Genomic DNA, 10,506 nt, shown 5'->3' with positions numbered 1-10,506 from the left:
CCACGCGGGCGCGAGCTTTCATGACTGGGTTACCGGGCGGGGACTGGAATGCAAGAATTATACCAAAGGCATTGGCGGGGAATTTTCACAAACTCTCAGTGGCCCATCAGCAAATCGTCGGCGCCGTCCTTGCCGTGCACGGCGAACTTGTCGACCATCGTCGCGCTGGCCTCGTTGAGGCCGACAACCTCGACCTCGGTGCCTTCGCGGCGGAACTTGACCACCACCTTGTCGAGCGCGCTGACCGCGGTGATGTCCCAGAAGTGGGCGCGCGACACGTCGATGACCACCTTGTCGATCACCTCGCGGAAGTCGAAGGCGGCGACGAAGGCATCCGCCGAGGCGAAGAACACCTGTCCGCTGACGGTGTAGCGGCGCACGCGACCCTCGTCCTCGGCGGCGGAGCGGATGTGCAGGATGCGGCCGACCTTGTGCGCGAAGAAGAAGCCCGAGGCCAGCACGCCGACCAGCACGCCCTGCGCCAGGTCGTGGGTGGCGACGGTGACCGCCACGGTGGCGAGCATCACGATGCTCGAGCTCGGCGGGTTCTCGCGCAGCTTGCGGATCGAGTTCCAGTCGAAGGTGCCGATCGACACCATGATCATCACCGCCACCAGCGCCGCCATCGGGATCTGCGCCACCCAGTCGCCCACCAGCATCAGCAGCGCGAGCAGGAAGAGGCCCGCCGACAGCGTCGACAGCCGGCCGCGGCCGCCGGATTTCACGTTGATCACCGACTGGCCGATCATCGCGCAGCCCGCCATGCCGCCGATGAAGCCGCTGGCGATGTTGGCCACGCCCTGGCCGACGCACTCGCGGTTCTTGTCGCTGGTGGTGTCGGTGAGGTCGTCGACGATGGTCGCGGTCATCAGCGATTCGAGCAGGCCCACCACCATCAGCGTCAGCGAGTACGGGAAGATGATCGCCAGCGTTTCCAGGTTGAGGGGCACGTCGGGGAGCAGGAACACCGGCAGGCTGTCGGGCAACTCGCCCATGTCGCCGACGCTGCGGATGTCGAGGTCGAGAACGATGGCGACCGCGGTGAGCACCACGATGGTGACGAGCGGCGAGGGGATGGCCTTGGTGACGTAGGGGAACAGATAGATGATCCCCAGGCCGGCGGCGGTCATCGCGTACACGTGCCAGGTCACGTTGGTGAGCTCGGGCAGCTGCGCCATGAAGATCAGGATGGCGAGCGCGTTGACGAAGCCGGTGACCACCGAGCGCGACACGAAGCGCATCAGCCGCCCGAGCCGGATCCAGCCGGAGACGATCTGCAGCACGCCGGTGAGGATGGTGGCGGCGAGCAGGTATTCGAGGCCGTGCTCCTTGACCAGCGTGACCATCACCAGCGCCATCGCGCCGGTGGCGGCCGAGATCATGCCCGGGCGGCCGCCGGTGAAGGCGATGACCACCGCGATGCAGAAGGACGCATAGAGGCCGACCTTGGGATCGACGCCGGCGATGATCGAGAACGCGATCGCCTCGGGGATCAGCGCCAGCGCGACCACGAGGCCGGCGAGCAGGTCGTTGCGGACGTTGGCGAGCCAGTCCTGGTGGAAGGATTTCATTTGTCGTTATCGGTCCAGCAAGGTTGCGCGCGCCCCGGGCAGGGGCGCGATGAAGTCGCGCGAGACGGGTTCGCAATGAAGTTCGCAGCCCCTGAGGGGCAGTGGCGATGCCCGGACGCTCGCATCGCGGAGGATGTGCAGGTGGCGCCTTGTCATGGCGCGGGGGTGTCCGGGCAGGGACGGATCAAGCGAACGCGTTGCGGCAAGCCTCGCGCGAGCGGGAAGGAGAAAACAGCTCGCAGGCTGGGGCAAGGCTTACATGGGTCGCTTGTCGGTGTGTCGGGGAAGGGGAAGGCGTTCGTGTCGGCCGAAAACGGCCCTGAGTGGCCGTCACTGAAAGTCTCGAAAGGGTAGCGGAATTGCTGCGGCGCAGCAAGAACCTGAAGTCGCCGTGGCGCTTGCAGCGTTGTCCAGCCAGCCTCTGTCTCAGCTAAACTGCGATCGAAATATGCATTTGGCACGCTTGATGGCGGCTCGATCCTGCTGCATGAAAGCTACGAGAAGTTTCGCCCAAGTCCTCGTTCTCTAAAAGTAACTTATCTGTTACCATTAATCAGCAATGTCCTACCAGCTCAGAGAGCTTGTTTTAACTGATGGCAGCAGTCCCTACGCCGACTGGTTTTCAACGCTCGATTCCCTCGCGGCCGCAAAGCTTACGGTCGCAGCGGCAAGAATGGAGCAGGGCAACCTCTCCAACGTGGAGTGGTTTCGCGGCATTGGAGAGTGCAAGATCGATTGGGGCCCTGGATACCGCATCTACCTGGCGAAGGATGGGCTCGAGATCATCGTGCTGCTCGGTGGCGGGAGCAAGAAGCGCCAGCAGCGCGATATCGACGAAGCGGTGGCCTTGTGGGAAGACTACAAGCGCCGTAAGGCCCGGATGAAGAAAGGAGCCTGACCATGGCACTGACCCGTGACTTCAAGCAGACCGTCGCTGCACGGGTGCAGCGTGACCCTGCGTTTGCGCAAGCCCTACTCGACGAGGCGATCACCCTGTTCATCAACGGTGAGCCCGACACCGCAAAGCTCGTTCTGCGAGACCTTGTGAACGCGACCGTTGGCTTCGAGTCCCTCGCCGAGGAGATCCACAAGCCCGCGAAAAGCCTGCACCGGATGCTGTCAGCGTCGGGCAACCCGACGATGAGCAACATCTCGGCGATCTTTGCCGCCATCAAGCGGGCGCTCGGGGTCGAAGTGCGGACGACCGTCGTCGTGGCATGAGGGCGGGCGCGCACCGAGACGCGCGCTCGCACCGTCGGGTCTGACGGGGCAGGGCGCGCGCGTCAGTCTGCGGCTGCCCCCGCACCTCCGCTTACATCCTCCAGAAACGCCGCATCCGCGCGCACGAACCCAAGCAGCAGGGCCGCCTGCGCCGGGTAGACGTCGAAGCGCGGCCGGGCTTGCTGGCACCGCTCGACGAAACGCGGCAGCCAGTCGACAAGCCCCGCGTGGATGAAGCCGGCCTGGGCGGCGGCTGCAGCGGGGATGTCCCCCGCGGCGGCATTCTTCCCGGCTAGCTCGGCCATCAGCGCCAGCGGCACCGCGAGGTGGTCGGCGGGTTCGCGGAAGTCGGCCTGGATCGCCAGCGCGCGTGCGGCGAGAAAGTCGCGCATGCGCGCCTCGGCCGCGCCGAAGAGCGGCGAGGCGGTGTCCTTGCCCTCGTAGGCCGAGGCGTAGGGCAGGGCGCTGGTCTTGCCGTCGAGCAGGAAGAGCTGGGCGAAGTCCGCTGCCAGCTCCAGGCGCGGGAGTTGCTCGGCGCGCAGGGCGGCGATGGCTTCGTCGAGGCGCTGCACTTCGGCGCCGAGACCGAGCTCGGCCAGCCCCGCGAAGGGGGCGAATCCCCCGTCCGCGAAGTGGCTCTCGAACATCTGCTGGGAGACTTCCTGCGCGTACAGCCGGGCAAACCAGCCGTACAGCCCGGCGCGCTGAGTGCTTGCGAACTGCCACTCCTCCGGGGAGAGCGCCGCGGCGTCGGCGGTCTCGGCCACCCCGGGCGCCGCCCCGGAGAGCGTTCCCGCGGCCGTCGCCGCCAGTGCTTCCGCGGCCGTCGCGGACAGCGCCCCCGCAGCCGACCGGGGCATCGCTTCGGGCGTGGCAGCCGCGCCGTCTTGCGGATGCTTGCCCATCACGCCTTCACCTCCCGACCTTCCGGATCGACTTCGATCGGCCCGCCGAAGGACGTCACCGCCGGCGGCGTGCCGACGAACTTCTCGATCTGCACCAGGCAGGTGTTGGCGCTGGTGGCTTGCGCCAGGCTGGAGGTGCCGATGTCGAGCGTCAGCGTGTTGGGGTCGCCGTAGGTGTCGAGGGCGCCGATCTCCGGCCCGGTCGGCCCGTACCAGGCGCCTTCCTGGATGCGCACCACGCCGCGCGGGAAATTGTCCGACACGTGCGCGCCGGCGAGCAGCTGGCCGCGGTCGTTGAACACCCGCACCAGGTCGCCGTGCTGGATGCCGCGCGCGGCGGCGTCCTCGGGGCCGATGAACACCGGCTCACGCCCGGCGATGGCGTAGGTCTCGCGCAGCGGCTCGGATTCGCACAGCTGCGAGTGCAGTCGATTGTCCGGGTGCACCGACTGCAACCACAGCGGGAAGCGGTCGGAGCCGGGGCCGCCGTGCGAGCGCTCGGTCTTCTCCATCCACACCGGGTGGCCCTTGCAGTCGGCGTAGCCGTAGCGGTCGATCTTGCGGCTGAAGATCTCGATGAAGCCGGACGGCGTGCCGAGGGCGTTGACCTCGGCGTCGTCGCGGAAGTCGGCATGACGCACCCAGGGCTTACCCTCGGGGAACATCACGTAGCCTTTCTTCCAGAACTCGGCGAAGGGCGGCATGGCGATGTCCTTGAGGCCGTTCTCCTTGCGGCAGTCCTCGTAGATCTTTTCCACCCACTGCATCTCGTCCATGCCGCGGGTGTATTCGGCGTCGCGGTTGAAGCGCCGGGTGAGGCCGCGGAAGATCTCGAAGTCGGGGCGCGAGTGGAACAGCGGGTCGATCAGCTTCTGCATCGCGATGATGCCGCGGTTGCTGTACGAGCCGTAGCCGTCGAGGTCGTTGCGCTCGAAGGGCGTGCAGGCCGGCAGCACGATGTCGGCGAAGCGGCAGGTGGCGGTCCAGTTGTAGTCGATGGCGACCACCGTCTCGAGCTTTTGCCAGGCTTCCTTCATGCGGTTGCGCTGGGGCTGACGGTGCCACTGGTTGCAGCCGCTGAAGATCGCCATCTTGTACGGCGGGAGCTTGACCTTGCCGCCATTGAAGTCGATCTCCTTGCCCGGCTCGAGCAGGGCGTCGATGACACGCGCGATGGGCACCACCGCGCTATAGCCCTTGTAGTCGGTGTTGTCGTGCTTGGGTTTGCGGCCGGGGTCGAGGTTGAGCGGGAAGGCGCCGGGCATGGCCGCGCCCGAAGAGGACACGCCCACCGAGCTGTAGTGGTGCGCGTAGCTGATGCCGCCGCCGGGCAGGCCGATCTGGCCGAGCATGGCGGCCAGCACCGCGCCCATCCAGTAGGGTTGCTCACCGTGCTGCTGGCGCTGCACCGCCCAGCCGAAGATGAGCTGGGTGCGGTGCCTGGCCATCAGGCGGGCGAGTTCGCGGATGCGTTCTGCCGGCACGCCGCAGATCTTCTCCGCCCACTCGGGCGTCTTCTCGACCTGGTCCTCGGTCTTGCCCTCGAGGTAGGGCAGGAACTTGTCGAAACCAAGGGTATAGGTGTCGAGGAACTTCTGGTCGTGCAGGCCTTCCTTCACCAGCGTGTGCGCGATGGCGAGCATCAGCGGCACGTCGGTCATCGGGTTGATGTACTGGTGCTCGGCGCCTCCGAGGTAGTTCAGCGTCTTGCTCTTGACCGGGTCGATGCAGATCACCTGGATCGACTTGTCGGCCACCTTCTGCTTGAGCTGCTCGAAGTAGGCGTAGGACTCGTGCGTCTCGGTGTTCCAGCCCACCTGCAGGTTCTTGATCGGATCGTTGGCCCAGAACACGACCAGCTTGCTCTCCTGCAGGATCACGTCCCACGAGGTGCCTTGCGAATACACCTCGGTCGAACCCAGCACGTAGGGCAGGATCATCTGCCCGGCGCCGGTCGAGTAGTCGCCGATAGTGCCTACGCTGCGGCCGTGCATGCCGACGCCGCGCACCATGTGGTTGCCGCAGCTATGCACCTGGCCGACCGAGCGCCAGCCGACGCCGCCGGTGTGCAGCGCCCACGGGCCGTAGTCCTTCTGGATGCGCTCGAGCTCTTCGTAGAACAGGTCGAGCGCCTCGTCCCAGCTCACGCGCACGAAGCGGTTGTCGCCGCGCTGGCTGGTGTCGCTGAGGTGGCGCTTGCGGTACCAATCCAGGCGCACCATCGGGTAGCGCACGCGGGACGGGCTGTAGATCATGCCCAGGATGCCGTCGAGCATCTTGGTCGGATGCTTGTCGAGTTCGAAGGGATGGATCTCGACCACGCGGTCGCCGAGCACCTTGGCGCGCATGGCGCCAAAGTGCGAGCCGGTGATCTTCCAGGTGGTGATGTCGTCGCTCACTGCTGCCGCCTCGCCGGCGGCGCGGGCGGTGGCAGGGGCCAGGAGGCCGGGTGCGACCAGCGCACTGCCGGACATTGCCGCCATGGCCTTGAGGAAACCTCTCCGAGAGTAGTTCATGGTGTTCAACTCCTGATCAGGGGCGCGCGGTTTGCAGGGCGGAATCGGGCGAACCGGTGCCGTGATGCGATGCGCTGAAATCGGACGAATGGGTCTGGAGGTACTTGAGCACCACGCGGGCGGTGTCGTCGTCCATGCTCGTGAAGCCCACCATGCCGCCGAAGAGGCCCGGCCAGGTGTTGGCGTCGAAGTGTGCTTCCTCGGGCTGGCGGTGGCACACGCTGCAGCTGCGGCTGTAGCTGTCGCGGGCGATCGTCCACACCGGTTCGACGCTGTCGAGCACGCTGCCCTTGCGCATCCACGCGGTGGCAGTGACCTGCTGCCATTCGAGGCCGGTCATCGGGTCTTCCCTGGTGTCGAGCACCTTCACGAAGCTGGTGTCCTGGGCGATGTCCTTCTCGAGGATGGCGCTGGTGATGTTGAGGCCGAAGTGGCTGTACCAGACGCGACCATAGCCCTTGTTCTTGCGCCACAGTGCGAGCTCGACGCGTTGAGCGTCCCCCTTGGCCTCGAGCACCTTGACCTGAGTCGCCACCTCGACCGAACCGATGCGCTGGCTCAAGCCTTCGTCTGCATACAGATCCTGCGGCGCGACGAGGTAATAGGACTGGCCGGTGTCGACACCTTGTCCGGCGGCGGAGGAGAGCAGAGTGTCGAACGCCGGGTTGCGCGCGCCCTTCATGTCGGGCAGCTGGTGTGCGATGCCCTTGTGGCAGTCGATGCAGCTCTGATCGCGGGCGGCGGCTGCGCGCATCGCGACCTGCGAGGCTGGGCGCATCTTGTCGAAGTCCATGTCCTTGTAGTCGTGGCAGGCGCGGCATTCCTTCGAGCCGTTTGCCGACAGGCGCTTCCACTCGCGTTGGGCCAGCACGATGCGGTGGTCCTTGAACTTTTCGCGCGTGTCGATGGTGCCCACGATCTGGCCCCAAACCTCGCGGCTGGCCTGCATCTTGCGTGCGACCTTGTCGGTGAAATCATGCGGCACGTGGCAATCCGGGCAGCGCGCACGCACGCCGCTGCGGTTGTTCCAGTGCACCGTCTTCTGCAGTTCGGGCAGCAGGTTGTCGTGCATGGTGTGGCAGCTGAGGCAGAACTCCTCGGTGTTGGTCACTTCCAGCGCGGTGTTGAAGCCCTGCCAGGCGAGCACGCCTGCGACGAAGCCGCCGGTGACGAGCACGCCGAGCCCGATCCTGACCGATGGCTTGAGAAAGAGGTCCGTGAAGGACCGTAGCAACTTCTTCATGATGATGCTCCTGCGGGTTGTCCGATTTCCTGCTTGGCGGCACATGCCGATGGCGCACTGCCTTGCCTGGTGAAATCAGGAAGGTGGGCCGAAGACCAGGATCTGCAGGAACCACACGATGAACCCGTACGCCGCGATCGCCAGCGTCATGGCGATGGGCAGGCCGACGAAAGCGAGCAGCAGGAACGAGGGCCACTCGCGCCGGCTGCCTGCTTCCTCTGCTCCGGGCGTCGTCGCACGCCCACTGACTTGATTGTTCACGTCTCGTTCTCCGTGTCTGCAAGTTCGCCGAGCGAGTGCGGATGCGGGAAGAAGTGCGCGCTCGCCGGCATGAAATGACTACACCCTGAATCCTAGGAGTTGGGTGTTAACGTGCTGGCGAGATTTGTGAATGGCAGCGGCAGGCAGGTTAATGTCGTTAACAGATGGCCGCCCAGGACGCGAAAAAGCCCTGCAAACCAATGGCTTGCAGGGCTTCGAATGGTGTGCGCGGCAGGGCGTGCTTACTTGGTGGCGCAAGTCCTCTACCCGCTCGCCAAGGAAACGGAGGCTGGGCAGCGTCGGGTGGCTCGTCGGTGTTGAATGGATCGGGGCCGCTCAAACGCCATTACCTGGGGTCGGCGATGCGAGCGATGGGCTGGAGCGTGATTTCGTCACAATTCTGGCCGGGACCCTTGCGGTCAATCACCAGGAAGTCTGAAACCCCATCCAGCGCAAGCAAGGGGTGGTGCCAGACACCCGCACGATAGTTCACGCCTTGGCTCCCCCGCGCGAGGAAAGCCCGGAGTTCCGTGACGGCAGGGCTGCTGGCTGCGGGAGCTACGACAACAAGGTAGGGCCTGCCCGACATCGGAATGAATGCCTGGGACCCAAGCGGATGCCGCTCCAGCATCCGTACTTCGAACGGCAGCGTACGAGGCTGTCCCCTGAAGATCGAAACGATGATCCGCCCATCGGACCCCGCCTCGAGACCAGCCAGATCGTGATAGCGCTCGGTGTTGCCGCCGTTGATGAGGAAGCGCTCGGCATGATCTCCGGCTTCGATGACTTCGCCGAATGGCGCGAATGCCTCGTGCGTCAGAGGCTCGATCTTCAGGGACAGGAAACTCGGCACTGGCATGGCACTTCCGACAAAAGGTGAGGATGAGATCTTTCGGACGGGCGCTTTAACGCTGTTCCCAGCGCTGGAAGAATTCCTCCATGTGCTTCACGCAAAGCTTGATCTTCGCGGAGGAACTCAGGCGTTCGGGATAGACGGCCCAGATGTTCGCCTCCTGCGTGTAGTCGGAGAGGATGTTCACCAGCAGCCCCGACTCGAGATGCGTGCGAGCGTCCCAGATCGACCGCAACATGATGCCATGGCCTGCGAGTGCCCATGCAACGGCAATCTCGCCGTTATTGGTGACGAGCGACCCCCTGACCTTCACGTTGTAGTTGCGGCCTCGGCGGGTCAGCTTCCACAGCCCGACGGGGTGGTCTCGCTCCTTGATGATGAGGCAGTTGTGCTGTGCAAGCTCGTTCAGGTCTGTCGGCCTGCCGCATCGCTCAAGATAAGACGGTGCAGCGCACAGGATGCGGTGGTTACGTGCAAGTCGCTTCGCGATGTAATGCGGCGAGATCACATCGCCGATACGTACGTCCAGGTCGATCTTGTTTTGCGCAAGGTCGAGCAGATGATCGAGGACGTCGAGCCGAACCTCGATCTCGGGATACTTGCGTGAGAACTCCGCGAGGCTCTCACCCACCACCCGGCGGCCGAAGCCGAAGCTCGTCGAGACGCGCAGAACACCGCGCGGTTCGTTGCGCTTCACGCCAAGTTCCTCGTGCAGTTCGCTCACCTTGTCGAGGATCGATCGACCAAGCTCATAGACGTGTTCCCCTTGCTCCGTGAGCGAAACTTGGCGTGTGGAGCGGTGAAAGAGCTTGCACTCAAGTTGCGCTTCGAGCACCTGAATGCGCTTTGAGATGAAGGCGGGAGATACGCCAAGCCTCTGAGCTGCTTGAGAAAAGTTGAGTGTCCTGACTACTTCGGAGAACACCTGAAGGTCTTCGATCGAGAAGCGATTGTTCACGGTACGTAAAAACTCGGTTCATTTATGGGTGCTTGTCCGAAGGGTAGCGCGATCGTAGGATGAATTGAAACAAATGCTTCATCCACGCGATCACGGGAGAGACTGTTGGACACCAGCTACCTGCCCTTGGCGGAGCACGCTCGCCAGTTGCGCCGGCGCGATCAGACCGCAGTCGGGTTGATCGAGCGCTGTACGCAGAATTTCCTTGCCTCCGAAAGTCGCCTGAACGCCTACAAAACATGGGACGGCGCACGTGCCCGAAAGTTGGCTGAAGCCGTCGATGCCCTGTTTGCCGAGGGGGTGGATCTTGGCCCGCTGATGGGGATCCCGGTTTCCGTGAAGGACCTTTACGGCGTCCCTGGACTGCCGGTGTATGCAGGCAGTGCCGAGCGGTTGCCAGAGGCTTGGGAGACCGCTGGCCCTGTGGTGTCGAGCCTGCAGCGGCAACTCGGCATCGTGGTCGGCAAGACACACACCGTCGAGTTTGCCTTTGGCGGTCTTGGCGTCAATGCGCACTGGGGAACCCCCTTCAATCCTTGGGCCTCCGCAGAGCACCGGACGCCAGGCGGATCGAGCTCCGGCGCCGGTGTCTCCCTGGTGCAGGGAAGCGCCTTCCTGGCGTTGGGCACGGATACCGCTGGCTCCGTTCGGGTGCCCGCGGCGATGACAGGGCAGGTCGGACTCAAGACGACTTACGGTCGCTGGTCGCTCAATGGCATCGTCCCCTTGTCCTCCTCGCTGGATACCCCCGGCTTGCTAACGCGTACGGTCGAGGACCTCACCTTTGCCTTTTCGGCCATGGATGCCAGCGCTCGGTCGGTGCCGAAGCCGTGTGCGCCCCGACCGCTGACTGGTTTGCGAATCGGCGTTCCCGAGAACTGTAAGCGCTCCACGAACCCCATCTTCCCCGGGCTCGCTACGCCGTGATCAACTGCTCAGCCTTGAGATTCCAGGGCAGGAGGGCCTCGAAGTGTTCGA

At 64.6% G+C, this 10,506-nt stretch carries 10 protein-coding genes; 3 read left to right on the top strand and 7 right to left on the bottom strand.

The window, feature by feature from the left end; genetic code table 11:
• Positions 1-95: 95 nt before the first annotated feature.
• Complete coding sequence (locus ACPT9U_RS16660; protein ID WP_435751764.1) at positions 96-1,571, bottom strand: SulP family inorganic anion transporter; 1,476 nt, start codon at positions 1,569-1,571, stop codon at positions 96-98.
• Positions 1,572-2,130: 559 nt separating this feature from the next.
• Between ACPT9U_RS16660 and ACPT9U_RS16655 the strand changes: the two genes are divergently transcribed.
• Both ACPT9U_RS16655 and ACPT9U_RS16650 read left to right on the top strand, forming a co-directional pair.
• Positions 2,131-2,469 (top strand): type II toxin-antitoxin system RelE/ParE family toxin, encoded by a 339-nt coding sequence (locus ACPT9U_RS16655; RefSeq protein WP_435751763.1) that lies wholly within the window; start codon positions 2,131-2,133, stop codon positions 2,467-2,469.
• 2 nt (positions 2,470-2,471) lie between these two features.
• Positions 2,472-2,792, top strand: coding sequence for a DNA-binding protein (locus ACPT9U_RS16650; protein ID WP_435751762.1), 321 nt, complete (start codon positions 2,472-2,474; stop codon positions 2,790-2,792).
• Between the two features lie 62 nt (positions 2,793-2,854).
• Here ACPT9U_RS16650 and torD read toward each other — a convergent pair whose 3' ends face one another.
• From torD to ACPT9U_RS16620, 6 genes are all read right to left on the bottom strand, one after another.
• Positions 2,855-3,697, bottom strand: coding sequence for a molecular chaperone TorD (torD, locus tag ACPT9U_RS16645; RefSeq protein ID WP_435751761.1), 843 nt, complete (start codon positions 3,695-3,697; stop codon positions 2,855-2,857).
• Positions 3,697-6,213, bottom strand: a complete 2,517-nt coding sequence (gene torA / locus ACPT9U_RS16640) for a trimethylamine-N-oxide reductase TorA (RefSeq protein ID WP_435751760.1) — start codon at positions 6,211-6,213, stop codon at positions 3,697-3,699. The genes torD and torA overlap by 1 nt, the downstream gene beginning before the upstream one ends.
• A gap of 16 nt (positions 6,214-6,229) precedes the next feature.
• Positions 6,230-7,456, bottom strand: a complete 1,227-nt coding sequence (gene torC / locus ACPT9U_RS16635; protein WP_435751759.1) for a pentaheme c-type cytochrome TorC — start codon at positions 7,454-7,456, stop codon at positions 6,230-6,232.
• A gap of 75 nt (positions 7,457-7,531) precedes the next feature.
• Positions 7,532-7,717 carry a periplasmic nitrate reductase, NapE protein gene (locus tag ACPT9U_RS16630; protein ID WP_418363147.1) on the bottom strand — a complete coding sequence of 62 codons (186 nt, stop codon included), beginning with the start codon at positions 7,715-7,717 and terminating at the stop codon, positions 7,532-7,534.
• 346 nt (positions 7,718-8,063) lie between these two features.
• Positions 8,064-8,576 carry an ureidoglycolate lyase gene (locus tag ACPT9U_RS16625; protein WP_435751758.1) on the bottom strand — a complete coding sequence of 171 codons (513 nt, stop codon included), beginning with the start codon at positions 8,574-8,576 and terminating at the stop codon, positions 8,064-8,066.
• Positions 8,577-8,622: 46 nt separating this feature from the next.
• A complete protein-coding gene (locus ACPT9U_RS16620) occupies positions 8,623-9,528 on the bottom strand; it encodes a LysR substrate-binding domain-containing protein (protein ID WP_435751757.1) in 906 nt (301 codons plus the stop codon).
• Between the two features lie 105 nt (positions 9,529-9,633).
• Between ACPT9U_RS16620 and ACPT9U_RS16615 the strand changes: the two genes are divergently transcribed.
• Entirely contained in the window at positions 9,634-10,455 is an 822-nt protein-coding gene (locus tag ACPT9U_RS16615; RefSeq protein WP_435751756.1) for an amidase, read from the top strand.
• Positions 10,456-10,506: the final 51 nt, after the last annotated feature.

It is taken from the genome of Thauera sp. AutoDN2, from assembly GCF_051280715.1.
Lineage (GTDB): Bacteria > Pseudomonadota > Gammaproteobacteria > Burkholderiales > Rhodocyclaceae > Thauera.
The sequence above is the reverse complement of the archived record's forward strand: the minus strand, read 5'-3'. Positions and strand labels throughout refer to the sequence as shown.